General features: G+C 59.3%; 18 protein-coding genes and 3 rRNA genes. 13 read left to right on the forward strand and 8 right to left on the reverse strand.

Translation table 11 applies throughout. The features are described 5' to 3' along the window. Positions 1 to 13 precede the first annotated feature (13 nt). Positions 14 to 766, reverse strand: a complete 753-nt coding sequence (locus ACJD00_RS00540; protein WP_418909282.1) for an AraC family transcriptional regulator — start codon at positions 764 to 766, stop codon at positions 14 to 16. 910 nt (positions 767 to 1,676) lie between these two features. Here ACJD00_RS00540 and ACJD00_RS00545 point away from each other — a divergent pair. From ACJD00_RS00545 to ACJD00_RS00580, 8 genes are all read left to right on the forward strand, one after another. After that, a 16S ribosomal RNA gene (locus ACJD00_RS00545) occupies positions 1,677 to 3,204 on the forward strand. Positions 3,205 to 3,744: 540 nt separating this feature from the next. Then, positions 3,745 to 6,874: ribosomal RNA gene (locus ACJD00_RS00550) — 23S ribosomal RNA — on the forward strand. Positions 6,875 to 7,005: 131 nt separating this feature from the next. Further along, positions 7,006 to 7,122: ribosomal RNA gene (gene rrf / locus ACJD00_RS00555) — 5S ribosomal RNA — on the forward strand. Together the 16S, 23S and 5S rRNA genes form the textbook arrangement of a ribosomal RNA operon. 147 nt (positions 7,123 to 7,269) lie before the next feature. Further along, entirely contained in the window at positions 7,270 to 9,231 is a 1,962-nt protein-coding gene (locus ACJD00_RS00560) for a M13 family metallopeptidase (protein ID WP_418908028.1), read from the forward strand. Positions 9,232 to 9,283: 52 nt separating this feature from the next. Further along, a complete protein-coding gene (gene lysS / locus ACJD00_RS00565) occupies positions 9,284 to 10,843 on the forward strand; it encodes a lysine--tRNA ligase (RefSeq protein ID WP_418908029.1) in 1,560 nt (519 codons plus the stop codon). A gap of 3 nt (positions 10,844 to 10,846) precedes the next feature. Beyond that, positions 10,847 to 11,032: a hypothetical protein gene (locus ACJD00_RS00570; protein WP_418908030.1), complete on the forward strand. Its 186-nt coding sequence runs from the start codon at positions 10,847 to 10,849 to the stop codon at positions 11,030 to 11,032. Between the two features lie 102 nt (positions 11,033 to 11,134). Then, positions 11,135 to 11,452: an Lsr2 family protein gene (locus ACJD00_RS00575; RefSeq protein ID WP_309410235.1), complete on the forward strand. Its 318-nt coding sequence runs from the start codon at positions 11,135 to 11,137 to the stop codon at positions 11,450 to 11,452. 255 nt (positions 11,453 to 11,707) lie between these two features. Further along, positions 11,708 to 14,224 carry an ATP-dependent Clp protease ATP-binding subunit gene (locus tag ACJD00_RS00580; protein ID WP_309410234.1) on the forward strand — a complete coding sequence of 839 codons (2,517 nt, stop codon included), beginning with the start codon at positions 11,708 to 11,710 and terminating at the stop codon, positions 14,222 to 14,224. A gap of 88 nt (positions 14,225 to 14,312) precedes the next feature. Here ACJD00_RS00580 and ACJD00_RS00585 read toward each other — a convergent pair whose 3' ends face one another. The 3 genes from ACJD00_RS00585 to ACJD00_RS00595 are packed head-to-tail and all read right to left on the reverse strand — an operon-like array spanning position 14,313 to position 15,593. Continuing rightward, positions 14,313 to 14,768, reverse strand: a complete 456-nt coding sequence (locus tag ACJD00_RS00585) for an iron chaperone (RefSeq protein WP_418908031.1) — start codon at positions 14,766 to 14,768, stop codon at positions 14,313 to 14,315. A 10-nt stretch (positions 14,769 to 14,778) separates the two neighbouring features. Then, positions 14,779 to 15,186 carry a VOC family protein gene (locus tag ACJD00_RS00590; protein ID WP_418908032.1) on the reverse strand — a complete coding sequence of 136 codons (408 nt, stop codon included), beginning with the start codon at positions 15,184 to 15,186 and terminating at the stop codon, positions 14,779 to 14,781. Between the two features lie 38 nt (positions 15,187 to 15,224). After that, the gene (locus ACJD00_RS00595; protein ID WP_309410491.1) at positions 15,225 to 15,593 is read right to left on the reverse strand and encodes a helix-turn-helix transcriptional regulator; all 369 of its coding nucleotides are present in this window, start codon (positions 15,591 to 15,593) and stop codon (positions 15,225 to 15,227) included. A 123-nt stretch (positions 15,594 to 15,716) separates the two neighbouring features. On the opposite strand from ACJD00_RS00595, the gene ACJD00_RS00600 reads away from it, so the two are divergent. After that, the gene (locus tag ACJD00_RS00600; protein ID WP_309410231.1) at positions 15,717 to 16,223 is read left to right on the forward strand and encodes an amino-acid N-acetyltransferase; all 507 of its coding nucleotides are present in this window, start codon (positions 15,717 to 15,719) and stop codon (positions 16,221 to 16,223) included. On the opposite strand, the gene ACJD00_RS00605 is transcribed toward ACJD00_RS00600, so the two are convergent. Then, positions 16,220 to 17,128 carry an A/G-specific adenine glycosylase gene (locus ACJD00_RS00605; RefSeq protein WP_418908033.1) on the reverse strand — a complete coding sequence of 303 codons (909 nt, stop codon included), beginning with the start codon at positions 17,126 to 17,128 and terminating at the stop codon, positions 16,220 to 16,222. The genes ACJD00_RS00600 and ACJD00_RS00605 overlap by 4 nt on opposite strands. 42 nt (positions 17,129 to 17,170) lie before the next feature. Between ACJD00_RS00605 and ACJD00_RS00610 the strand changes: the two genes are divergently transcribed. After that, positions 17,171 to 17,785, forward strand: coding sequence for a hypothetical protein (locus ACJD00_RS00610; RefSeq protein WP_418908034.1), 615 nt, complete (start codon positions 17,171 to 17,173; stop codon positions 17,783 to 17,785). On the opposite strand, the gene disA is transcribed toward ACJD00_RS00610, so the two are convergent. The 3 genes from disA to ACJD00_RS00625 form a co-directional block, all read right to left on the reverse strand. Continuing rightward, positions 17,782 to 18,855, reverse strand: a complete 1,074-nt coding sequence (gene disA / locus ACJD00_RS00615; protein WP_418908035.1) for a DNA integrity scanning diadenylate cyclase DisA — start codon at positions 18,853 to 18,855, stop codon at positions 17,782 to 17,784. The two genes, ACJD00_RS00610 and disA, sit on opposite strands and share 4 nt — an antisense overlap. Before the next feature lie 62 nt (positions 18,856 to 18,917). Further along, positions 18,918 to 20,306: a DNA repair protein RadA gene (gene radA, locus ACJD00_RS00620; RefSeq protein ID WP_418908036.1), complete on the reverse strand. Its 1,389-nt coding sequence runs from the start codon at positions 20,304 to 20,306 to the stop codon at positions 18,918 to 18,920. Positions 20,307 to 20,347: 41 nt separating this feature from the next. Further along, positions 20,348 to 21,472 carry an FUSC family protein gene (locus tag ACJD00_RS00625; RefSeq protein ID WP_418908037.1) on the reverse strand — a complete coding sequence of 375 codons (1,125 nt, stop codon included), beginning with the start codon at positions 21,470 to 21,472 and terminating at the stop codon, positions 20,348 to 20,350. 197 nt (positions 21,473 to 21,669) lie between these two features. On the opposite strand from ACJD00_RS00625, the gene pstS reads away from it, so the two are divergent. The 3 genes from pstS (at position 21,670) to pstA (ending at position 24,984) form a co-directional block, all read left to right on the forward strand. After that, entirely contained in the window at positions 21,670 to 22,788 is a 1,119-nt protein-coding gene (pstS, locus tag ACJD00_RS00630; RefSeq protein ID WP_418908038.1) for a phosphate ABC transporter substrate-binding protein PstS, read from the forward strand. 115 nt (positions 22,789 to 22,903) lie between these two features. After that, positions 22,904 to 23,839 carry a phosphate ABC transporter permease subunit PstC gene (gene pstC, locus ACJD00_RS00635; RefSeq protein ID WP_309410224.1) on the forward strand — a complete coding sequence of 312 codons (936 nt, stop codon included), beginning with the start codon at positions 22,904 to 22,906 and terminating at the stop codon, positions 23,837 to 23,839. A gap of 14 nt (positions 23,840 to 23,853) precedes the next feature. Next, complete coding sequence (gene pstA / locus ACJD00_RS00640; RefSeq protein WP_418908039.1) at positions 23,854 to 24,984, forward strand: phosphate ABC transporter permease PstA; 1,131 nt, start codon at positions 23,854 to 23,856, stop codon at positions 24,982 to 24,984. Positions 24,985 to 24,991: the final 7 nt, after the last annotated feature.

Raw genomic sequence — 24,991 nt, forward strand, 5'->3', positions numbered from 1 at the left:
TACGTTCTTGCACCTAACGCCGATAGTCACCTGGTGTCGCGGATACATGAGCACGAAAAACCCGGTGAAAATGACTTTGGTCTGTAAACCCTAACGCTTGAGCGGTCTCAGAGATGGATAGCCCGCTGCGAAGCATGCGACGTGCTTTAGCGATACGGGTATTCTGCCGCCAAGCAAGTGGAGAAAGCCCTGTGGCACGGCGCATCGCGCGAATGAGTTGATATCTCGACATACCCACGGAGCTAGCTAGTTCATCTATCGCGGGGTTAGTCGCATCGGAACGTAGCCGGTCAAGCACTGGCTCTAGACGGTTGAGCATGCTGGAGTCCGTCTTGCTGGGCACCAAGTGAAGAGTACTGGTCATGCTGAGGCCTGAAAGTAGTGCTTGTAGTCGATGACTGAGTTGGTCTGCTGCTTCATCGGCGAAGACGGCATCGATGAGTTCGTTTACTTTGCGATAGAGAGCGGGGCGACGTAGAACGCGAATCCCGTCAAATAGTTCGTCCACAGTGTTTGACTGCATGATAGAAGCGGCCCAAGGTTGATCGATGTGTAGCATTTGATACTGCCAGGCACCTCCATATGGGTTACAAGCATGTACATGACCTTCGGGGATCACCACAACGTCTCCCTGCGCCAACCGCAGTCGGCCCTCGAATGGGCCGCTGAGTCTGGCAGCGCCGGTATCTACTGCCCCGATCGATAGTGCATCGTGAGAATGTTCCTTGTAGCAAGGATTCTCCTGACAGGAACGTCTTGCTTCCATGTGTGGGATGGCGGCACTGCGCCGGAACTCTGACAAGGTGCCGCCTCTTTCAACGTTTAATCCTGTTCCCCAGAGTAGCGTGCCCGAACTGGGTCAGATAGCGCACAGTGATTGGCTACTTGAGGCGATGCTTGATTCAGTGGCGGCTTTGGGGGAATTCCACGGGTCGGGCAATGCAGTGGGCGGAATTCGTCGGCTTGGGAGACAACCATAGGTTAATCACTGATCAGGAGTGGCTCTATCGGCTAGCAGGGCCGCTAATCATCAAAGACCTTCCTTCAGGATTACTGGCCGGGCTGTGTGCCGGTGGTCCATACATACACTCCGATGGCACGTGCTGGTACGGAGGGAAGAAATATGGTCGGCAACCCGTTGGAGTTCGCGGGTTTCTGCATGGCGGAGAGTCATCAAATGACATGTAACGACGATCACGGTCATAAAGTACCCTGCCGATTTGCACGACCCCCCAAACCCCTGTATAGTTTTTCTTCGTTGCCGCAAACAGGCCGGACAAAAAACCGGTACAAAAAGAGGCAACAAACCCCCAGAAAAACAACGCTTTTACACAGGTCACTGTGGAAAAGAATTGAAAGAATGGGACCCGAAAATACGGTTCAGATCACAAAGAAACGATTTGACACCGACGAAATAATCGGGATAAGATAAATGAAGAACGCTGGACGAAACGCCACCGAAGATAACGGTGGTCGCGGAACCGGTAAGTGTTTGTTGTTTGAGAACTCAATAGTGTGCCAAGTTTGTTGATACCGAATGTTTATTTATTTGGTGAATACATAACATTTTGCTTGGAATGATGCACCCCCGTGTGTTGTTCCGAGTGTTTTTTATTCGCCAGGATGTACGCTGGTTCGCCTTTATTTTCCGAAGGGTTCTAGCGGCTTTTTATTTTTTTATGGAGAGTTTGATCCTGGCTCAGGATGAACGCTGGCGGCGTGCTTAACACATGCAAGTCGAACGATGAACCAGGTGCTTGCACTTGGGGATTAGTGGCGAACGGGTGAGTAACACGTGAGTAACCTGCCCCTGACTCTGGGATAAGCCCGGGAAACTGGGTCTAATACCGGATATGACTGTTCACCGCATGGTGGGTGGTTGAAAGATTTATCGGTGAGGGATGGACTCGCGGCCTATCAGCTTGTTGGTGAGGTAATGGCTCACCAAGGCGACGACGGGTAGCCGGCCTGAGAGGGTGACCGGCCACACTGGGACTGAGACACGGCCCAGACTCCTACGGGAGGCAGCAGTGGGGAATATTGCACAATGGGCGAAAGCCTGATGCAGCGACGCCGCGTGAGGGATGACGGCCTTCGGGTTGTAAACCTCTTTCAGTAGGGAAGAAGCGAAAGTGACGGTACCTGCAGAAGAAGCGCCGGCTAACTACGTGCCAGCAGCCGCGGTAATACGTAGGGCGCAAGCGTTATCCGGATTTATTGGGCGTAAAGAGCTCGTAGGCGGTTTGTCGCGTCTGCCGTGAAAGTCCAAGGCTCAACCTTGGATCTGCGGTGGGTACGGGCAGACTAGAGTGATGTAGGGGAGACTGGAATTCCTGGTGTAGCGGTGAAATGCGCAGATATCAGGAGGAACACCGATGGCGAAGGCAGGTCTCTGGGCATTTACTGACGCTGAGGAGCGAAAGCATGGGGAGCGAACAGGATTAGATACCCTGGTAGTCCATGCCGTAAACGTTGGGCACTAGGTGTGGGGGACATTCCACGTTTTCCGCGCCGTAGCTAACGCATTAAGTGCCCCGCCTGGGGAGTACGGCCGCAAGGCTAAAACTCAAAGGAATTGACGGGGGCCCGCACAAGCGGCGGAGCATGCGGATTAATTCGATGCAACGCGAAGAACCTTACCAAGGCTTGACATGTGCCAGACCGCCTCAGAGATGGGGTTTCCCTTCGGGGCTGGTTCACAGGTGGTGCATGGTTGTCGTCAGCTCGTGTCGTGAGATGTTGGGTTAAGTCCCGCAACGAGCGCAACCCTCGTTCCATGTTGCCAGCACGTAATGGTGGGGACTCATGGGAGACTGCCGGGGTCAACTCGGAGGAAGGTGGGGATGACGTCAAATCATCATGCCCCTTATGTCTTGGGCTTCACGCATGCTACAATGGCCGGTACAATGGGTTGCGATACTGTGAGGTGGAGCTAATCCCTAAAAGCCGGTCTCAGTTCGGATTGGGGTCTGCAACTCGACCCCATGAAGTCGGAGTCGCTAGTAATCGCAGATCAGCAACGCTGCGGTGAATACGTTCCCGGGCCTTGTACACACCGCCCGTCAAGTCACGAAAGTTGGTAACACCCGAAGCCGATGGCCTAACCACCTTGTGTGGGGGGAGTCGTCGAAGGTGGGACTGGCGATTGGGACTAAGTCGTAACAAGGTAGCCGTACCGGAAGGTGCGGCTGGATCACCTCCTTTCTAAGGAGCTAAACCATTATGGTTGCCTGTTTCTGTCACGAGTGTTGGCAGGCGGGTTGCTCATGGGTGGAATATCAATGAATCGCGGCATCCTGTGGCGCCCCGTTGGTGGGGTGGTGTGGGGTGTTGGCTGTGCTTGGTGCTGTTGGTTGATGCGTGCGTAGTACGCCGTGCCGTTGCTTCGCTCCACTGTGGTGGGGTGTGGTGTTGGTGTGGTTGGAATCGTGGTGTTGGCCGGTGGTGCTGGTGTGGTTTGGCATGCTGTTGGGTTTTGAAGCAACAAGCCTTTGGGTTTGGTGTTTCGGTGTTTCCTGTGTCTGTTGGACGCGTACCCCTTGGTGGGTGTGTGGTCGGTGGGTGTGGGGTTGTTGTTTGGGAACTGTATAGTGAACGCGAGCATCTTATAAGATGACCCTTTTTCCTGCCCCCTTTGTGTGGGTGGGTTGCTGATGGCACTGTTGTCCTGATGGTGTTGTTGGTGGGTTGTTTTGTGATTTTGTTGATTGTTTTTGTTGCTCATTTTTGAGGACTTTGATTTGTGTTGAAGTTTTTAAGGGCGCACGGTGGATGCCTTGGCATCAGGAGCCGATGAAGGACGTGGGAATCTGCGATAAGCCTGGTGGAGTCGATAACCGGACGTTGAGACCAGGATTTCCGAATGGGGAAACCCCGCACCATGTTATGTGGTGTGACCTGCAGCTGAATGTATAGGCTGTGTGGAGGGAACGCGGGGAAGTGAAACATCTCAGTACCCGCAGGAAGAGAAAACAATAGTGATTCCGTTAGTAGTGGCGAGCGAACGCGGATGGGGCTAAACCGGTTGGTGTGTGATAGCGGATAGGCGTTGCATCATCGGTGTTGTGGGGTCCGCACGTTACCAGTTCTATCTACGCTGGTGGGATGAGGTGCAGGCGTATAGGTGAATCGGTTGGAATGCCGGACCATAGAGGGTGATAGTCCCGTAGGTGTAATGCGTGCTGCCGTTCTTGTGTGGATGCCCGAGTAGCACGGGGCCCGTGAAACCTTGTGTGAATCTGCCAGGACCACCTGGTAAGCCTGAATACTACCTGATGACCGATAGTGAATCAGTACCGTGAGGGAATGGTGAAAAGTACCCCGGGAGGGGAGTGAAATAGTACCTGAAACCGTGTGCTTACAATCCGTTAGAGCAAACTTGTTTTGTGATGGCGTGCCTTTTGAAGAATGAGCCTGCGAGTTAGTGCTGTGTCGCGAGGTTAACCCGTGTGGGGTAGCCGTAGCGAAAGCGAGTCTGAATAGGGCGTTTGAGTGGCACGGTCTAGACCCGAAGCGAAGTGATCTACCCATGGCCAGGTTGAAGCGCGTGTAAGAGCGTGTGGAGGACCGAACCCACTTCAGTTGAAAATGGAGGGGATGAGCTGTGGGTAGGGGTGAAAGGCCAATCAAACTTCGTGATAGCTGGTTCTCCCCGAAATGCATTTAGGTGCAGCGTTACGTGTTTCTTGCCGGAGGTAGAGCTACTGGATAGGCGATGGGCCCTACAAGGTTACTGACCTTAGCCAAACTCCGAATGCCGGTAAGTGAGAGCGTAGCAGTGAGACTGTGGGGGATAAGCTTCATAGTCGAGAGGGAAACAGCCCAGAACGCCAACTAAGGCCCCTAAGCGTGTGCTAAGTGGGAAAGGATGTGGAGTTGCTGTGACAACCAGGAGGTTGGCTTAGAAGCAGCCACCCTTGAAAGAGTGCGTAATAGCTCACTGGTCAAGTGATTCCGCGCCGATAATGTAGCGGGGCTCAAGCACACCGCCGAAGTTGCGTCATTCAAATATTTGCTTGGTTTCGATCGAGCGTTTGGATGGGTAGGGGAGCGTCGTATAGCGGGTGAAGTCGCGGTGTAAACCAGCGGTGGACGCTATACGAGTGAGAATGCAGGCATGAGTAGCGAATGACGGGTGAGAAACCCGTCCGCCGAATGATCAAGGGTTCCAGGGTCAAGCTAATCTGCCCTGGGTTAGTCGGGACCTAAGGCGAGGCCGACAGGCGTAGTCGATGGACAACGGGTTGATATTCCCGTACCGGCGAAGAACCGCCCATACCGTAGCGACGGATGCTAACCACCTCTGAGACCGTGCTCAGTGCCTTTCGAGGTGCTGGTGTGGTGGATGGGCTGGGAACCGATGTTGTGAGGTCAGCGTATTAACAGGTGTGACGCAGGAAGGTAGCCGAGCCAGGCAATGGAATTGACCTGGTCCAAGGGTGTAGGAAGAGTGGTAGGCAAATCCGCCGCTCATGTTTCTGAGACCTGATAGGCGCCCCTTTGGTGGGGTGATTCGGTGATCCTATGCTGCCTAGAAAAGCATCGGCGCGAGGTTCAAGTCCGCCCGTACCCTAAACCGACACAGGTGATCAGGTAGAGAATACTAAGGCGATCGAGAGAATCATGGTTAAGGAACTCGGCAAAATGCCCCCGTAACTTCGGAAGAAGGGGGGCCTGCCTCGTGACGGAGATTTACTCTCTTGAGCGGGTGTGGGCCGCAGAGACCAGGGGGAAGCGACTGTTTACTAAAAACACAGGTCCGTGCGAAGTCGCAAGACGATGTATACGGACTGACTCCTGCCCGGTGCTGGAAGGTTAAGAGGACTCGTTAGTGCTTTGGCGCGAAGCGGAGAATTTAAGCCCCAGTAAACGGCGGTGGTAACTATAACCATCCTAAGGTAGCGAAATTCCTTGTCGGGTAAGTTCCGACCTGCACGAATGGAGTAACGACTTCCCCGCTGTCTCAACCATGAACTCGGCGAAATTGCAGTACGAGTAAAGATGCTCGTTACGCGCAGCAGGACGGAAAGACCCCGAGACCTTTACTATAGTTTGGTATTGGTGTTCGGTGCAGCTTGTGTAGGATAGGTGGGAGACTGTGAAGCTCAGACGCTAGTTTGGGTGGAGTCATCGTTGAAATACCACTCTGGCTGTATCGGTCACCTAACTTCGGACCATGATCTGGTTCAGGGACAGTGCCTGATGGGTAGTTTAACTGGGGCGGTTGCCTCCCAAAATGTAACGGAGGCGCCCAAAGGTTCCCTCAGCCTGGTTGGCAATCAGGTGTTGAGTGTAAGTGCACAAGGGAGCTTGACTGTGAGAGTGACAGCTCGAGCAGGGACGAAAGTCGGGACTAGTGATCCGGCGGCACCTCGTGGAAGGGCCGTCGCTCAACGGATAAAAGGTACCTCGGGGATAACAGGCTGATCTTGCCCAAGAGTCCATATCGACGGCATGGTTTGGCACCTCGATGTCGGCTCGTCGCATCCTGGGGCTGGAGTAGGTCCCAAGGGTTGGGCTGTTCGCCCATTAAAGCGGTACGCGAGCTGGGTTTAGAACGTCGTGAGACAGTTCGGTCCCTATCCGCTGCGCGCGTTGGAAATTTGAGAAGGGCTGTCCTTAGTACGAGAGGACCGGGACGGACAAACCTCTGGTGTGTCAGTTGTACTGCCAAGTGCACCGCTGATTAGCTACGTTTGGAAGGGATAACCGCTGAAAGCATCTAAGCGGGAAGCCTGCTTCGAGATGAGATTTCCATGCACCTTGAGTGTGTGAGGCCCCCAGCTAGACCACTGGGTTGATAGGCAGGATGTGGAAGCAAGGACTAAAGACTTGTGTAGCTGACCTGTACTAATAGGCCGATGACTTACAACACACAACATAACGATCGTTAGACATTGATGGTTCGCGTTCACTATACGGTTACGAGACAACAACCCCCCAAACACACGCGTGTGCGTGTGTGGGGCAGGTTGTATCGGTAACACATTTTTGCTTCGAGACTGTTACGGCGGTCATAGCGTGGGGGAAACGCCCGGTCCCATACCGAACCCGGAAGCTAAGGCCCACTGCGCCGATGGTACTGCACTCGTGAGGGTGTGGGAGAGTAGGACGCCGCCGGACTAAACTTATGATGTGGTTTGAGGCCCTAACACACAGTGTGTGTTAGGGCCTCACCCGTTTAACCACACAACCCACACAGCTAAACCCTATACTTCTCGATAGAGTGATTACTGATACTCAGATCACGCTAACTTTAGGAGTTGTTCGTTGAGCACCCAGGCTTTGCAGCACCGCGACGATACGATCAGGCCGCAGGATGACCTGTACCGCCATGCCAATGGCAAATGGTTCGAAACCGCGACTATCCCCGGTGACCAAGGGATTTACGGGTCGTTCATGGAACTTCGTGACGAAGCAGAAAAAGCCGTCCACGATATTATCGAAGACTGCGTGAAGCAGGCCGAGGCTGGTAGCGCTGACGCGAAGATCCAACGCATCGCCAACCTCTACGGTAGCTTCATGAACGAAGACGTCATTGAAGCCCGTGGGGCTGACCCAGTAATCGAGTATCTGCAAGCCATCGAAGCCGTCGAGGACGTGGAATCATTCCTAAACCTCTCCGGCACTTTCTACCGTAAGGGAATCAGTGGGTTCCTGCAGGCCGGTGCAATGAACGATGCCGGCGATCCCGACCGCAACCTGCTGACGTTCTTGCAGGGCGGGCTCGGACTGCCCGACGAGTCGTATTACCGCGAGGAACAGTTCGCGCAGACGGTCAAGGACTACGAAGAACATCTTGCACGGTTGCTTGGCTTGGGGCAGCTACCCGACGCTGCTGACGCCGCGTCCGCCGTGGTGGCATTAGAAACCAAAATCGCAGCGCACCATTGGGATCGCGTAAAGGTTCGTGATGCACAGGCGCGTTACAACCTGATGACTGCCGATGAAGTTCTCACTCTGTTCCCCGGTCTCCTTGTGTGGCTTCAGGGCGCAGGAATCGAGGAGAAGTACTACTCAGAGGTTGTCTTGTGGCAACCGAGCTACTTCGCTGCGTTAGGCGAACTAGTGCATAGCGAGCCCCTCGAAGCGTGGAAGAGTTGGCTTGCAGTTCAAGTGCTTCGCTCCTTCGCCCCTTATCTTTCCAGCGATTTCGTCAATGAGAACTTTTCCTTCTACTCGGCGAAGCTTGGTGGCGTTGAAAAACTCAAAGACCGTTGGAAGCGTGGGGTCGCCTTTACCGAAGGGGCCGTGGGCGAAGACCTCGGACAGCTCTACGTGGCTAAGCACTTCCCACCGGCGGCCAAGCAGGCCATGGATCACCTTGTCGAACGACTTATCGAGGCATACCGTGAATCCATTGCCACCCTGCCCTGGATGGGTGCGGCAACAATCGAAAAGGCCTTGGAAAAGCTCTCCATGTTCCGGCCTAAGATTGGGTACCCGAATGAATGGATCGACTATTCGAGCATCGAGACTAGCGAGCTCGACGTCATTTCCAATCTTGCCGCGGCTAATGAGTTCGAGTTCAAACGAGAACTGAAGAAGATCGATGATGGGGTCGATCGTGAGCTTTGGTTTATGTTCCCGCAGACGGTCAACGCCTACTATCATCCACTGCTGAACGAAATCGCATTCCCGGCGGCCATTCTTCGCCCGCCATTCTTCGATGTGGACCGAGATATCGCCTCCAATTTTGGGGCCATCGGCGCGGTTATCGGACACGAAATTGGTCACGGGTTCGACGATCAAGGTTCGCAGTACGACGGTACTGGCGAGTTGAAGAACTGGTGGACCGAGGAAGATCGTGAAGCGTTCGAGCGCCTTACCGGGAAGTTAGTCGAGCAATACAACGCGCTGACACCGGCTGAGGCTCCGGAACACAAGGTCAACGGCGAGCTCACGCTCGGTGAGAATATTGGTGACCTTGGCGGATTGGGTATTGCCTACAAGGCCTACAAACTGGAATTGGCGGCGCGCGGTCTGGAAACGGACGAAGTAATTGATGGAGTGAACGGAGACCAGCGCTTCTTCTATTCGTGGGCCGAATGCTGGCGTACGCTGATTCGACCCGAAACTGCGGTTGTGCGAGTCACCACGGACCCGCATGCTCCGGGAGAGTTCCGCTGCAATCAGGTACCGAAGAACCTCGATGCTTTCCATGCCGCGTTCGGAACCCAGCCGGGCGACGGAATGTGGCTCGATCCAGCAGACCGAGTAGTTATCTGGTAGAGCAATAAAGGGGGTGCCGCGGCGCCCCCTTTATTGCTGTGTTAGCCAAGTCATGAGACCGCCCGAAGCGCCCACAGGCAACGTAGAATGGAGTACTGTGACTTCCGAAAATTCTTCCGCTCAGGCCCCTGATCCCAACGACCAGCGTCAGGTGCGTACCGATAAGCGCAACACACTGCTGGCTAACGGCGAGGAGGCTTACCCGGTTGGGGTAGCCCGGACCCACACCCTCCAGCAGGTTCGTGAACAGTTCCCGGATCTAGAACCGGACCAGGCTACCGGCGTTAAGGTTGGTATCGCTGGCCGTATCGTCTTTATGCGAAACACCGGCAAGTTGTGCTTCGCCACTTTGCAGGAGGGCGGCCCGCAGGGCTCAGGGACGCGACTTCAGGTCATGCTGTCGCTGGCCAACGTCGGCGAAGAGCGCCTAGCCCAGTGGAAGTCCTTGGTGGACCTCGGGGATCACGTTTTCGTACATGGCGAAGTGATCTCCTCCCGCCGCGGCGAACTGTCCGTCATGGCCGACGCCTTCCAAATGGCCTCGAAGGCTTTGCGCCCGCTGCCGGTGTTGCACGCAGACCTGAATGAGGAAACTCGCGTGCGTCAACGCTACGCCGACCTCATCGTGCGCAATGAGGCTCGCGAAATGGTTTACAAGCGCGCCGCGATCGTCAAGGCGGTGCGTGACACCTTGGGTTCGCACGGCTACGTTGAGGTAGAAACCCCAATGCTGCAGCTTGTACACGGTGGAGCCTCGGCACGCCCGTTCAAGACGCATCTGAATGCATTCGATCAGGATATGACCCTGCGTATTGCTACCGAGCTGTATCTCAAGCGTTGCGTTGTCGGTGGCGTCGACCGCGTCTTCGAGGTGGGCCGCATCTTCCGTAACGAGGGTGTGGACTCGACCCACTCGCCTGAATTCACCACGCTGGAAAGCTACGAAGCTTACGCGGACCAGTTCGTTATGGCCGACCGCATCAAGGAGATCATTCTCAACGCGGCCGACGCGATCGGAGCCGGCCGCCAGATCGAAACCCCGCGCGGCACCGTCAATCTGGACGGGGAATGGCGCTGGATGGGAGTTTACCCAGGCCTGTCCGAGGCAGTGGGCGTAGAGATCACTCCGGACACCGAGGCCGAGGTGTTACGCGAAGTCGCCGCCAAGCACGAGGTAAAGATCGATCCGGCCTGGGGCGCACAAAAGCTTGTCATCGAATTGTTTGGCGAGATTGTCGAGCCCACCCTGATTGACCCGACCTTCGTGTGCGACTTCCCGCCGTTGGCTCAGCCTCTGGCACGTCCGCACCGTGACAAGCCGGGCGTCATCGAGGCCTGGGACCTGATCATCGGCGGCATGGAGCGCGGTACCGCATTCTCGGAGCTTATTGACCCGGTGATTCAGCGTGAGCGCCTCACCGAACAATCGCTGATGGCTGCGGGTGGAGACCCTGAGGCCATGCAATTAGACGAGGACTTCCTGCGTGCCCTTGAATATGGTGCGCCGCCAATGGGCGGAATTGGTTTGGGTATCGACCGACTGGTCATGCTCTTTACCGGTGCCGGAATCCGCGAAACCATTCTGTTCCCATTGCTAAAGCCGGAGGCATAAGCGATGCCATATGTTGAGGCACTCCTGCCAACAATCGTTGTAGGACTCATTTTCTGGTATGTGATCAAGGCAATTACTAACGCTGATCGCAAAGAGCGCACGGCCGAAGCTGCGGCAGATGCAAAAAATAATGGATCAGTTCCTTTGCAATCCGCAGCCGATGATAAAAGTGAAAATCCTGATAATTGAGTGTTAATCGATCTTTCGGTTCGTAATTGACGACGAAATGCGCCTATAGTTATCTGTTGAAGAGGGCAATTGCCCAGTCAACCGAGCAAAAGGGGTATCGCAGTGGCTCGTCAGGTACAAATTGCATTGATCGACGACATCGATGGCAGTGAGGCCAGCGAATCAATCGCGTTCAGCGTTGGTGGGCAGCACTTCGAGATCGATTTAAATACCGAGCACGCGGAGGAATTCCGCGCTGCTATTGAGCCATACATTGAGGCGGCTCGTTCTTCGAAGAGCTCTACCGCCGAAGCGCCCGCGATCCGAGCTTGGGCCAAGGAAAACAACATTCAGGTCAACGCTCGTGGACGCCTGAATTCCGAGGTTATCGACGCGTATCACGCGGCAATGCGCAAGGGACGCGGTCGTTCCAAGAGCTAGGGTAATTCGAGACCTTCCAATAAAGGCCGAACCGCATTTGCGGTTCGGCCTTTGGTTTTTCTCACTGGGTAGATAATTGTTGGCGCCCTTTATAATCTCGTGATTATAGAAAAGATTCAGATAAATTGTGCACCAACAATCTTGTCGTGAATTCGAGCTCATGAGTCTTCCGGTTATCCCTGTGGCGAACAAGGGAGCGCTCAACGAGTTCGGTGCGTAGCATCGAAACATAGGTAAGCAAGGAGTGTGCCGGAGATGTTTGAGAAATTTACCGACCGTGCCCGTCGAGTTGTCGTGCTCGCCCAAGAAGAGGCGCGCATGCTCAACCACAACTACATCGGCACCGAGCACCTGTTGCTCGGGCTTATCCACGAAGGCGATGGTGTTGCCGCCCAGGCAATGGAGTCGCTGAACATTTCGTTGGGTGCCGTGCGTGAGCAAGTGCAGGAGATTATCGGCAAGGGGCAACAGGCTCCGTCCGGCCACATCCCCTTTACCCCGCGCGCCAAGAAGGTCCTCGAGCTGTCATTGCGCGAAGCCCTGCAGCTGGGCCACAACTACATTGGTACCGAACACATCCTGCTTGGCTTGATCCGCGAGGGTGAAGGCGTCGCAGCGCAGGTTCTGGTCAAGCTCGGAGCCGACCTTGGTCGCGTTCGCCAGCAAGTTATTCAGCTGCTGTCCGGCTACCAGGGCGGCGGAAAAGAAACCGCGTCGGCCGGCGTTAGCTCCGGTGGGCAGTCCGAGGGCACTCCGGCAGGTTCGGCTGTGCTGGACCAGTTTGGTCGGAACCTGACCGCCGCTGCCCGTGAAGGCAAGCTCGACCCAGTCATTGGTCGCGAGCATGAGATGGAACGCGTCATGCAGGTCCTCTCGCGCCGCACTAAGAACAACCCGGTGCTTATTGGTGAGCCGGGCGTCGGTAAGACCGCTGTGGTCGAGGGCTTGGCCCAAGCCATTGTGCGCGGGGATGTCCCGGAAACCATCAAGGACAAGCACCTGTACACGCTGGATCTCGGCTCGTTGGTGGCCGGTTCCCGCTACCGCGGTGACTTCGAAGAGCGTTTGAAGAAGGTGCTCAAGGAGATTCGCACCCGTGGCGACATCATCCTGTTCATCGACGAGATCCACACTCTGGTGGGTGCCGGTGCGGCCGAGGGCGCCATCGATGCAGCAAGCATTCTGAAGCCGATGCTCGCCCGCGGCGAACTGCAGACCATTGGTGCCACCACCTTGGATGAGTACCGCAAGAACATCGAGAAGGACGCGGCGCTAGAGCGTCGCTTCCAGCCGATTCAGGTGGCCGAGCCTTCGGTCGAACTGACCACGCAGATCCTGCGCGGCCTACGCGACCGCTACGAAGCGCACCACCGCGTCTCGATCACCGACGGAGCGCTACAGGCAGCTGCCCAACTGGCGCACCGCTACATCTCCGATCGTTTCCTGCCGGACAAGGCTGTGGACTTGATCGATGAGGCCGGAGCCCGTCTGCGTATTCAGCGAATGACCGCACCGCCGGCGCTGAAGGAGATGGACGAGGAAATCGCCACGGTTCGCCTCGAGAAGGAAGCGGCCATCGATGCTCAGGACTTCGAGGGCGCGGCATCGCTGCGCGACAAGGAGTCGAAGCTGATCGAGGCCCGCAACGACAAGGAAAAGGCTTGGCGCAACGGGGAGCTCGACGAGATCTCCGAGGTCACCGAGGAACTGATTGCCGAGGTGCTGGCGAACTCCACCGGCATCCCGGTTGTGAAGCTGACCGAGGAAGAGTCCTCGCGACTGCTGCACATGGAAGACGAGCTGCATAAGCGCGTCATCGGCCAAGACTCCGCCATCAAGGCGATCAGCCAAGCGATCCGTCGTACCCGTGCAGGCCTGAAGGATCCGAACCGCCCCGGTGGCTCGTTCATCTTCGCCGGTCCGACCGGCGTGGGTAAGACCGAGCTGGCCAAGGCACTGGCCGAGTTCCTCTTCGGCGAAGAAGACGCTCTGATCACCCTCGACATGTCCGAGTACTCGGAGAAGCACACGGTCTCGCGACTGTTTGGTGCCCCTCCAGGCTATGTCGGCTACGAAGAGGGCGGTCAGCTCACCGAGAAGGTGCGCCGTCGTCCGTTCTCGGTGGTGCTTTTCGACGAGGTCGAGAAGGCTCACGCGGATCTGTTCAACTCCTTGCTGCAGATCCTCGAGGACGGTCGCCTGACCGACTCGCAGGGCCGCGTGGTGGACTTCAAGAACACCATCATCATCATGACCACGAACCTCGGTACCCGAGACATCTCCAAGGGTGTGATGACCGGCTTCCAGTCGGCCGCCGACACCAAGACCGGGTACGAGCGTATGCAGGCAAAGGTGCAGGAAGAGCTGCGTCAGCATTTCCGCCCCGAGTTCCTGAACCGTGTTGATGACACCGTGGTGTTCCCGCAGCTGAGCCAGGACGAGATCGAGCAGATCGTGGATCTGTTCGTGCAGCGTCTGGCCAAGCGCCTAGACGATCGCGGTATCGAGATCGAGCTGGCTCCCGAGGCACGCACGCTGTTGGCCGAGCGCGGCTACGACCCATCGATGGGTGCTCGCCCGCTGCGTCGTACCATTCAGCGCGACATTGAGGATCAGCTCTCGGAGCGTATCCTCTTCGGCCAGATCGTTTCGGGCCAGAAGGTATTCGTCGAGGTCGAAGGTGAAGGCGCAGATCGCAAGTTCACCTTCCGCGCCGAGGGCGGTACCGGACAGCTTGAAGGCGAGCCAGCGCCGGCGGCATTGGAGAGCTAAGACCGGCCGTTCGCGGCCGTAGCGATGAGAACATAACCAAGGGGAACCGATTCGAGTACGAATCGGTTCCCCTTGGCTTTAACTTCTCTTAGCGTGTTGCGGCCCGTGCCACTAGCTCTGCGAGAAACTGTTCCTGAGCTTCGTCGAGGCCGGTGACGGCGAAAGAGGTCGGCCACAAGGTGCCATCATCTAACGCCGCAACGTCATTGAACCCGAAGGTTGCGTAGCGGGCATCGAACTTTGCCGCGTCCTGAAAGAAGCACAGCACCTTCCCATCGAGGGCGTAGGCCACCATTCCGTACCAGAGCTTCGGTGCTAGCTGGGGTGCCGCGGTGGTGACAGTGCGATGAATGCGTTCGGCTAGCGTCTTATCCGTTCCGCTAAACGAAGCGATCTTATCGAGGACGGCCTGTACATCGGCGGCCGCCTTTTCGGCCTTCGTCATGCGCTTCTTCGGAGCCCGGACCTCGGCCGCGCGCTCCTTCATCGCCGCCTTTTCGGCGTCCGTGAAGCCCTGCTGGGCGGTGTCTTGATTAGTTGCCACGGTGCTACCCCTAAGCCTCGGCGTTAATGCGGACCATATTGCCCGACGGGTCGCGGAAGGCACAGTCGCGTGGTCCCCATGGTTGCTGCATGGGTTCTTGGAGCACCTCGGCGCCCGAGGCGCTCACGGATTCGAAGACTGCATCGAGGTCGGGCACCGTAAAGACCAGACCACCCATCGCTCCCTTGGCAACCAGCTGCTCCAAGGCGGCAGCGTCGTCGTCGGAGCGCCCGGCGCCGGGCGTGGAAAGCACCAGGTTCAACCCTTGCTGGCCCGAGACGGCGAGTGAAACCCAGCGGAACCCACCATTGGCCACATCCGAAACGACTTCCAAACCCAACGCGTCGCGGTAGAAGCCCAGAGCTTCGTCGACGTCGAGGACGGTAACTGGCACATACTGCAAAGAAATGTTTGTCATGTCCTCAGAGTATTCGTCGCCTTGCAACTACCGCTTCTTCAAAACTGCTCGGTTTGCGGCAGCGGGGAACGAGGGGGTCGAAGCAGGATCTTGGCGATACATGCGGGAATTTCCTCGGTGGGACTGTGCTCCCGGTCCCGATACGCGGTGGGGCTTTCTCCGACGACCTCCGTGAAGCGGGCGCTAAAGGACCCCAGGGAGCTCCAACCCACCATCATGCACGTGTCGGTCACACCGTGCCCGGCTCGTAGTAACACCATGGCCCGTTCGATTCGTCGGGTCAGCAAGTAGCTGTAGGGCGTCTCGCCATAGGCGCGCTTGAACTCCCGGGAGAAATGGGCCGGAGACATGAGCGCACGCTGCGCCATGGCCGGCACGTCCAAGGGTTTCGCATATTCGCGATCCATCAGATCACGAGCCCGACGCAGGTGCGCTAGCGTCGCGGTGGATTGTCGTTCGGTGGGCACGTAATGAACGCTACCAGCGGATCGAAAGCGAAGAGTGGCCCCGACGGTTTTAGACTTGTTTCTGTGAATACTTTTCAGGTTCGTTCCGCCCGCACCAGCGATGTCGCCGCCATTCAGGCGTTGGTCCGCCCCCTGGCAGAACAACGCATCCTCTTGGATAAGGAAGCGGTGACCTACTACGAATCCATTCAGGAGTTTGTGGTGGTCGAGGACGCCGACGGCACTGTCGTTGGCTGTGGTGGGCTACACGTAATTTGGGAAGATATCGCCGAAATCCGCACACTTGCCTCCAACGCCGCCTATCGCGGTCAAGGTGTCGGGCACTTGCTGATGAATGAGCTGGTGCGCCGGGCCCGCGCCGTCGGGGTGCGGCGCGTCTTCTGCCTAACCTTCGAGGTGGACTTCTTTAAACGCCATGGATTCCAGGTGATGGCGGATCAAAGCGCCGTAGACCCCGGGGTCTATCAGGAACTATTGCTCTCCCGCGATGAAGGTGTGGCCGAATTCCTGGACCTAGCGCGCGTGAAGCCCAACACCTTGGGCAACACACGGATGATCTTGGAGCTCTAACGCGGCAGGTGCACCAGAGTCTCGCTCTGCATGGCGAGCCCATCTTGAATCAGCCCGGCTAGGGCGCGCTGACGTTGCTCCAAGGGGGCATTGAGCTTTTGCAGCCCGGTGTATTCGGCGGCCGGTGCGCCGGTGAGGTCCTCCAGGAAACTGGCCGCCGGAACCGGCTGTGGGCTGTGTCGGAGTACGGCCATGATCGCCCCGCGTACCTGACGGTCGGTGCCCGCCCACGACTGCCCCTTGGGCGTGTAATGCGGTTCCGGGCGTCCGGCGGCGATCCAGGCGCACTGGGCGAAAACCGGGCACTGATCGCATTTGGGGCTACGCGCCGTGCAGACCAACGCGCCGAGCTCCATCACCGAAATATTCCACAGATTCGCGGTGTGCCGATCGCTTGGCTGTACCTCGCGGGCGCGGCGAAACTCGCTGGCTCGCGGATGCGGTTCGGGCAGGGCCGCACCGCCGAAGAGTCTGGCGTGCACGCGGCGAATATTGGTATCCACGACCACGGTGGGTTCCCCGAACGCGAAGCAGGCGATGGCGGCCGCGGTGTAGTCGCCCACTCCGGGAAGCGCCCGCAACTCGGCTTCGGTGCCCGGCACCTTGCCGCCGTGGCTTTTAGTGATTTCCACCGCAGCGGCATGTAGCCGTTGGGCACGTCGCGGGTAGCCTAGGCGGCCCCATGCGATCAACGCCTCGGACAGTGGCTCGGCCGCGAGATCCGCCGGCTCCGGCCAGCGGGCCATCCACTGTGTATAGACGGGCAGCACGCGGTTAACCGGGGTCTGTTGCAGCATGAATTCGCTGACCATAATCGCCCAGGGGCTTGCCTCCGCCGAACGCCAAGGTAGCTGCCTGGCGTTGTTGCGGTACCAGTGATTAATCAACTCGTGGATTCGGTGCACCCATCCACTGTAGGCGCCCACAGATGAACTAACCTAAAGAGCATGAACACACCATCATCGGGCAGGCTTCCGGCCAGCGTATACCGGAGGCGACGGATCACAGTAGGCGTTATTGCGCTTCTTGTCATCGCCCTGGTGGTGTGGGGGATAACCGCCGGACTGAAGGCCTTGGGCGGCGAAGGAGAGCAGGAACCGAAATCCCAGCCTCCGGTCGCTAAAGAGAGCCCGAGCGCTGAACCCAGCGAGGAACCCGAGGAAGACCGGCGTCAGGGGCAGTGTGCCGCCAACCAGATCAAGGTGACCGCCAGCACCGACTCGGATAATTACGGGCCCGAACAGAATCCGGTGCTGATCCTGACCGTTGAGAATATTTCCGACGAGGAGTGCGAACTCAACGTGGGTACCGGCGAGCAGGAATTCCTGATCACCAGCGGTTCGGACCGAATCTTCTCAACGGTCGACTGCGCGGCGAACGCCGAGGATATCTGGCTCAAGTTTGCCCCCGGGCATAAGGAAACGGCGCGCTTTAACTGGTCGCGCGTGCGCTCCTCTCCGGGGTGCAAGGCTGTGGATGTGCAGCCGCGGCCCGGAACGTACGTGTTTACCGCGAAGCTCGGCGAAGTCGAAAGCGACCCGACCCGATTCAACCTGACCTAAATGTAGCGTTCAAGCAACGAGGATTCGGCCATCCGGGCCAGTCCCTCGCGGATTGAACGGGCCCGCTGTTCCCCGACACCCTCGATCTCCATGAGTTGGGCGGTGGTTGCCGCCATGAGGAGCTGCAGATCACCGAAGGCCGCGACCAGACGCTCACCAATCAACTTGGGTACCGAGCGGATCTGCGCGAGCAGCCGGTACCCCTTCGGAGTCAGCGGTTCATCTAGGCTGGCGGTGCGTGAAGGGAAGAGCACCTTCAGTAGCGACTCGGGTTCGATCAGTTCGGAGTCGCGCACCTCGTGCAGTTTGGCAAGGGCCGCGTCGATATCCAGCTCGGCACCATCGGCGTGGCTGTAGTCGCGCAGTAGTAACTGGCTGTCGGTATGAATACCGGACAGCAGCTCGGCATGCTGGGCGGCCAAGAGCCTACCGTCCACGCCAAGCTCGAGAACGTAGCGGGAAATTTCTTCGCTCGTGCGGCGCAGCATTTCGGTGCGTTGCAGAACCGCAAGTACCTCGCGCACCGTGGCCACATCCTCGATCTCCGCGGCCGAGAGCGCGCTGGTGACTTGATCGAGCCGGTGACGGTAGCGCTCGAGCGTGGCCACGGCCTGATTTCCGCGGGCCAAGAGCCGCTCGGCGGTCTCCAGGACGTGGCGCTCGCCGGCCGCATACAGGGTAATGGTATGCATTGACTGGGATACGGAGATCACCGGAAAGCCCGTCTGCAGGGCGACACGTTCGGCGGTGCGGTGCCGGGTGCCCGATTCTTGGGTTTCAATCGAGGCGTCGGGCATCAACTGCACTCCGGCCTGCAGAATCTGCCGACCGGTGGAGTCGGTGATGATCGCACCGTCCATCTTTGCAAGCTCACGCAGCCGCGTTGGGGTGAACTCGGCATTGATGCGGAACCCGCCCGAGCAGATGGATTCGACCTGCCTGTCGTGACCGAGCACGATGAGCCCGCCGGTGCGCCCGCGCTGAATGCGTTCGAGTCCCTCGGCCAGTTCAGTGCCGGGGGCGATCCGTGCCAGGGTGCTCAGCAGCTGTGGGGCAGGTTGCGGTTTCACGGGTGGCTCAAATCCTTTCGCGGGCTCACTTCAAGTCTATGGCCCGAACCGGCTCCGCGGGCTCACCGGGAACCCTTCTGCCGCTGCGTGAAGGCAATATCCAGCGCCTCGGCCACCGATTCGACCTGGAAAATGCGGATATTCTCCGGAACGTTCTTCAGCGGCTGTGGGGTGGCTGGCACCATCGCGAAGGAGAAACCCAAGCGGGCCGCCTCGGTAACGCGGCGGGCAATCTCGGGAACTTGGCGGACCTCACCGGCCAAACCCACCTCCCCGAATGCCACGAAGTCCTGCGGAAGTGGGAACTCGTGCAGCGAGGAAGCCAACGCCAGGGCGCAGGCAAGATCGGCGGCAGGTTCGCCGATCTTCACGCCGCCGACCGTAGCGATATAAGAATCCATGGAGGCCAGATCCATCTTGGCCCGTGACTGCAACACGGCTAGCACCATTTGGGCGCGGGCCGCGTCCATCCCGCTGGTGGCACGGCGCGGGGCCGGAGCCGCGGAACGCGAAAGTAGGGTTTGCACCTCCGCCACGAGTGGGCGGCGTCCCTCGAGGGTCACCGTAATGCAGGTGCCCGGCACTGGGGTGCGCGTGCGCGTGACGAAGAGCCGGGACGGGTCGGTGAGCGAATGGATCCCGTCCTCGGTCAGGTCAAAGCAGCCCACCTCGTCGGTGGGGCCATAGCGATTCTTTAGTGCACGCAGTAGCCGGAGCCGCGAATGCTTTTCGCCGTCGAACTGGCAGACCACATCCACCAAGTGCTCCAGCAGGCGGGGGCCAGCCACCGAGCCGTCCTTGGTCACGTGCCCGACCATAATGGTGGTCATGCCGCGGGTTTTGGCGCTGTTAATAATGCTGGCGGCCACCTCACGCACCTGTGAGACGCCGCCGGCGGCGCCCTCGATTTCGGCCGAGGAAAAGGTTTGGACCGAGTCGAGAATCAACAGCTGCGGGTCGATCCGTTGAATTTGGCCCAATGCCAGGGCCAGATCCGTTTCCGCGGCGAGATACAGCCGCGGCGAGATCGCGCCAATGCGTTCGGCCCGGGATTTCACCTGAGCGGCCGATTCCTCACCGGTGAGGTAGAGAACGGTTAACCCGGTGTTGGCAGCCTTGGCGGCGACGTCCAGCAGCAGGGTGGATTTGCCGACGCCCGGTTCCCCGGCCAGCAGGATCGCCGCGGCCGGAACCAGCCCGCCGCCGAGGACTCGGTCCAGCTCGGAGACGCCGCTGTCACGGAAGGCCGCGAGGGATCCGTCGACCTGGTCGATGGGTACCGCCGGGTTGGCCACCGTGCTAGCCGCGGTGGTGCGTGCCGGTACTTGGCCGACCTCTTCAACGGTGCCCCACGCCTGACATTCGCCGCAACGTCCGACCCATTTGGCCGTGCTCCACCCGCATTCGGTGCATTTGAAGCTGGCGGTTGGGCGGGTGCGGGTTTTGCTCATGCTCCCATGCTATGCGTTGTGGTGGACGCTTTGCCCCGACGCTAGGACAGTGGCGGCAACGGGTCCAGGGCCGCTTCGTGGTCACGGCCGGCAGCCTGCAACAGATCGACCAAAAGCGGGCGCAAAAGCAAAACCAGCCCCTCGGCCTGCAGCCCCTCGATCCCGAGTTCGTGCGGGTCCAGCAGCTCGGCGCAAGCCTCGAGCTGATGCCTGGCGAGCTTCTCGTACTTTCGCTGTCCCGCCACGGTTGGTTCACGGACCGAATGAGCCAGCGAATTCACCGCCTCGGCCAGTTCGCGCAGCAAGGTGGCCAGCCGCTCGGCCCCTTCTTCGCTGAGCACGCCGTTGCTCAGCACCGAGGCCAGGCGTCGGGCGAATACGCGGGTATTGCGGGTGGCTCGGTCGAAATGCTCGATGCGCCGCGCGAGACGCTTAATCTCGTGGCGGTGGCGGCGTGCGGTAGGGGAGAGCGTGGCGATCTCCTGGGCGGCACTGAAGGCAGCCGGGAGCCGGTCGAGATGGCGTTGCGTGGCGCGCGCCTTGATCAGGGCGTGGAAGGCCTCACGGTGATCATTGTCGCGGCTGGCCCAAGAACATTCGATGTAAACCTCGGAGAGCTCCTTGAGCAGGTCATTCAGTGCATTTATGGGGGTGCGCCGCGGGTCGGTGGGCCACACCATGATGATCAGCAGGGCCAGGGCCGAGCCCAGCACCGCATCTAGCGAGCGTCCGAATGGTCCGTCGGGGCTTACCGGAAGCAACACCACCAGCGCCGACTGCATGCCGAGCTGGGTGGAGAAGATCGGCCCCGAATCTAGGTACCGGGCCACGATCAGCGACAGTGCCATGACGGCCGCCGCCTGCCACAGCCCGGCGCCCCACCAGTGCACCAGTGCTTCGCCGAGCACCACCCCGAGGGTGCACCCGATGGCCACCTCGGCGGTGCGGCGCAGGGTGGTTGCCCCGCCAAAGCCCAGCGCAATCAGCGCGCTGGTGGCCGCAAAAATCGGTGAGGTGTGTCCGAGCACGGTTTCGGCCAGCCAGTAGGCGCCGATGCCGCCCAGGGTCATACGCGCGATGCGCGGCAGGGATTTGCGCGCGCGAGTAAGACCGATTCGGTTGCGCGCGACGAGGAAACTGCGGATGCGTCGCGGGAGGCTGGCCATGAATCTAGTTTGTCACGGCTGCCCCCACGGCGCAGGGCGTGAGGGAGCTCACGCGCCTGTGGAAAAGTTGTTAACCTTCCGTTCACCTTCGCCCGGCCATCTGGTTACCTGCGCCCCTTACCGTCGAAGACGTAGCGGTCATCACTTGGGGCCGCGCGCCAGAATTACACCACATATGATCCCTGGGGAGAGCACTCGTGAAGTTCCAACGTCTGGGCAGCGCCGCTGCCGTTTTGTCCGTCGCTGCCATCGCGTTGACCGCGTGCGGCTCCGACAACCCGACCGGTGCCGCCAGCTCGGCACCCGCCGGTTCCTCGGATGCAGCGGGAGCCGTTTCCGGAACTCTCACCGGCATCGGTGCTTCCAGCCAGAAGTCGGCCATGGAAGCTTGGGCCAACGGATTCGCCGCGGCTCACTCCGGAGCCACCGTGCAGTACTCGCCGGACGGCTCCGGCGCCGGACGCAAGGCCTTTCTGGCCGGCGGCGCGCAGTTCGCCGGGTCGGATGCCTACCTGAAGCCAGAGGAAGCCGATCAGGCCAAGAAGGTCTGCGGGCCCGAGGGCGCCTTCAACATCCCGGCCTATGTATCGCCGATTGCCGTGGCCTTCAACTTGGAAGGCGTCAAGGAACTGAACCTGGACGCTGCCACCATCGCGAAGATCTTCAAGAAGGAGATCACCACCTGGAACGATGAGGCGATCGCCAAGCAGAACCCGGACGCCGAGCTTCCGGACACCGCCATCACCGTGGTGCACCGCAACGACGAGTCCGGCACCACCGAGAACTTCGTCGAGTACCTCAAGGCCGCCGCCGGCGATGTGTGGACCTACGATGTTTCCGGTGACTGGCCGAAGGACATCGCCTCCGAGAACGCCAAGGGCACCTCCGGCGTGGTCTCGACCACCAGCTCCACCAACGGCGCCATCACCTACGCCGACTTCTCCGCCGTGGGCGATCTGGCCACCGTCAACGTCAAGGTTGGCGACGAGTACACCAAGATCTCCACCGATGCAGCGGCCAAGGCACTCGAAGCCGCAGAGCCGCATGACTCCGGCTCCAAGCTGGATATGGCCCTGGACCTGAAGCGCGACACCACCGAGTCCGGCACCTACCCGATCGTCCTGGTTTCGTACCACATCTTCTGCTCGAGCTACAAGGATCAGGCCACCGTGGACCTGGTCAAGGCCTTCGGTAACTACGTCGTCTCCGACGAGGGCCAGAAGATCGCCAATGAGTCGGCGGGCAACGCCCCGCTTTCCGAGGCCGTGGCCACCCAGGCCGCGAAGTCGATCGACTCCATCACCGTCGCCGAGTAATAACCGGCACACCACCGCGCGGGCCTGGCCATCACCACCCTTCGGCTGGGCCCGCGCATCCCCTCCACCCACGTGGCGTAGCTGCCACACCCTCCATTTCGAAAAGGCTTGTGCCATGACCTCCACTGCCGTCAAGAGCAGAGCGGCCGCCAGCGGCCGCGCCGGGGACAAGATTTTCTCCGGTGCCGCGCTAGGCGCCGGCGTCTTGATCCTGATTACGCTCTTTGCCGTTGCACTGTTTCTGCTGATCCAGGCGCTACCGACGTTCTCCGCGGACCCCGCAGAGATTACCGGTGGCGAAGGATTCTTCGCCTACATCTTCCCGATCATCATCGGTACCGTGATCGCCGCGGCGATCGCACTGGTTATCGCCACCCCGATTGGCATCGGTGTGGCCCTGTTCATCTCGCACTTCGCGCCACGCCAGATCGCCGGTCCCCTGGGCTACGTGATCGACCTGCTGGCCGCCATCCCCTCGGTGATTTATGGTGCCTGGGGTTATATGGTGTTGGCCCCGGCGCTGGTGCCCGGCTATGAATGGTTGAGCCAGAACCTCGGCTTTATCCCGATCTTCGAAGGACCGGCCAGCCAGACCGGTAAGACCATCTTGACCGCCAGCATCGTGCTGGCCGTCATGGTGCTTCCGATCATCACCTCGCTAAGCCGCGAAATCTTCCTGCAGACTCCGAAGCTGCACGAGGAAGCGGCGCTGGCCCTTGGTGCCACCCGCTGGGAAATGATCACCACCGCGGTCCTGCCCTTTGCCCGCCCCGGCATTATCTCCGCGGTGATGCTCGGCTTGGGCCGTGCCCTGGGTGAAACCATGGCGGTTGCCCTGGTACTGTCCACCGGCGGACTGATCCCGTCGCTGATCAAGACCGGCAATCAGACCATTGCGGCCGAAATCGCCTTGAACTTCCCCGAGGCCTTCGGTCTGCGTCTGGCAGAACTGATCGCGGCCGGCCTGGTCTTGTTCCTGATCACCCTCGTGGTGAACATGATCGCTCGTGCCATCATCGCCCGCCACAAGGAATTCTCGGGGGCTAACTAGTGAACAGCGCAACCATGAAAACTGACCAGGACCTCGCACCCAAGCAGCCCACCCCGCCAAGCCGCAAACGCAATTCGCTGGCGAAGGGCAAGTTACCCAAATGGGCCATTCCGGCAACCGCCGCCGGCTCGATCATCCTCGGCGCGGCTGCCTCCACCCTCGGCGGCTTTGCGATCGCCACCTTCGCGATCTACTCGGCGCTGCTTTTCGTCATCGCCGCCACCATCATCACCTCGCTCGTCGAAGGTAACCGCCGGGGCAAGAATGCGCTGGCCACCTACCTGGTCTACGGTGCCTTCCTGCTGGCCTTGATCCCACTGGCCTCCGTGCTGTACACGGTGCTGCAAAAGGGCATCCCGGGGATCAACATGCACTTCTTGACCTCCTCGATGAACGGTGTAACCGGTGCCGTAGATAACGCCACCGTGGAAAATGGCACTCCGGTGATCGGTGGTGCCTACCACGCGGTGATGGGCACCTTGCTGATCACGCTCTGGGCCACCTTGATCTCGGTGCCGGTGGGCATGCTCACCGCCATCTACCTCGTCGAATACGGCAAGGGCGGGCCGCTGTCCAAGGCGATCACTTTCTTCGTCGACGTGATGACCGGCATTCCCTCGATTGTCGCCGGTCTGTTCGCCGCGGCCTTCTTCGGCCTGCTGCTGGGCCCCAACTCTCGCATGGGTATCGTTGCCGCCGTCGCGCTGAGCGTACTGATGATCCCGACCGTGGTGCGTTCCACCGAAGAAATGCTCAAGATCGTCCCGAACGAACTGCGCGAAGCCTCCTACGCCCTGGGCGTGCGGCGCTGGCGCACCATTCTCAAGGTGGTCATCCCCACCGCGATCTCCGGCATCGCTTCCGGCGTCACCCTCGCAATTGCCCGCGTGATCGGCGAAACCGCGCCGATCCTGGTGACCGCCGGCATCGCCAGCAACATCAACCTGAACGTCTTTGCGGACTGGATGTCGACGCTGCCGACCTATATCTACTATCAGATCCTCACGCCGACCAGCCCGACGAATATCGACCCGTCGCTGCAGCGTGCTTGGGCCGCGGCCCTCTTGCTGATCGTTATGGTGATGGCGCTGAATCTCATCGCCCGCCTCGTCGCGAAGATCTTCGCCCCTAAAAACGGCCGCTAAGCTAGCG

Origin of the sequence: Glutamicibacter endophyticus (genome assembly GCF_048457885.1) — a bacterium.
Lineage (GTDB): Bacteria > Actinomycetota > Actinomycetes > Actinomycetales > Micrococcaceae > Glutamicibacter > Glutamicibacter endophyticus.

What these genes read in the sequence shown, in the direction of transcription:
- ACJD00_RS00625 (WP_418908037.1), bottom strand. Translation starts at nt 21,472, where the DNA reads ATGGCCAGCCTCCCGCGACGCATCCGCAGTTTCCTCGTCGCGCGCAAC.
- ACJD00_RS00595 (WP_309410491.1), bottom strand. Translation starts at nt 15,593, where the DNA reads ATGGATCGCGAATATGCGAAACCCTTGGACGTGCCGGCCATGGCGCAG.
- lysS (WP_418908029.1), top strand. Translation starts at nt 9,284, where the DNA reads ATGAGACCGCCCGAAGCGCCCACAGGCAACGTAGAATGGAGTACTGTG.
- ACJD00_RS00580 (WP_309410234.1), top strand. Translation starts at nt 11,708, where the DNA reads ATGTTTGAGAAATTTACCGACCGTGCCCGTCGAGTTGTCGTGCTCGCC.
- ACJD00_RS00590 (WP_418908032.1), bottom strand. Translation starts at nt 15,186, where the DNA reads ATGACAAACATTTCTTTGCAGTATGTGCCAGTTACCGTCCTCGACGTC.
- pstC (WP_309410224.1), top strand. Translation starts at nt 22,904, where the DNA reads ATGACCTCCACTGCCGTCAAGAGCAGAGCGGCCGCCAGCGGCCGCGCC.
- ACJD00_RS00570 (WP_418908030.1), top strand. Translation starts at nt 10,847, where the DNA reads ATGCCATATGTTGAGGCACTCCTGCCAACAATCGTTGTAGGACTCATT.
- ACJD00_RS00540 (WP_418909282.1), bottom strand. Translation starts at nt 766, where the DNA reads ATGGAAGCAAGACGTTCCTGTCAGGAGAATCCTTGCTACAAGGAACAT.
- pstA (WP_418908039.1), top strand. Translation starts at nt 23,854, where the DNA reads ATGAAAACTGACCAGGACCTCGCACCCAAGCAGCCCACCCCGCCAAGC.
- radA (WP_418908036.1), bottom strand. Translation starts at nt 20,306, where the DNA reads ATGAGCAAAACCCGCACCCGCCCAACCGCCAGCTTCAAATGCACCGAA.
- ACJD00_RS00610 (WP_418908034.1), top strand. Translation starts at nt 17,171, where the DNA reads ATGAACACACCATCATCGGGCAGGCTTCCGGCCAGCGTATACCGGAGG.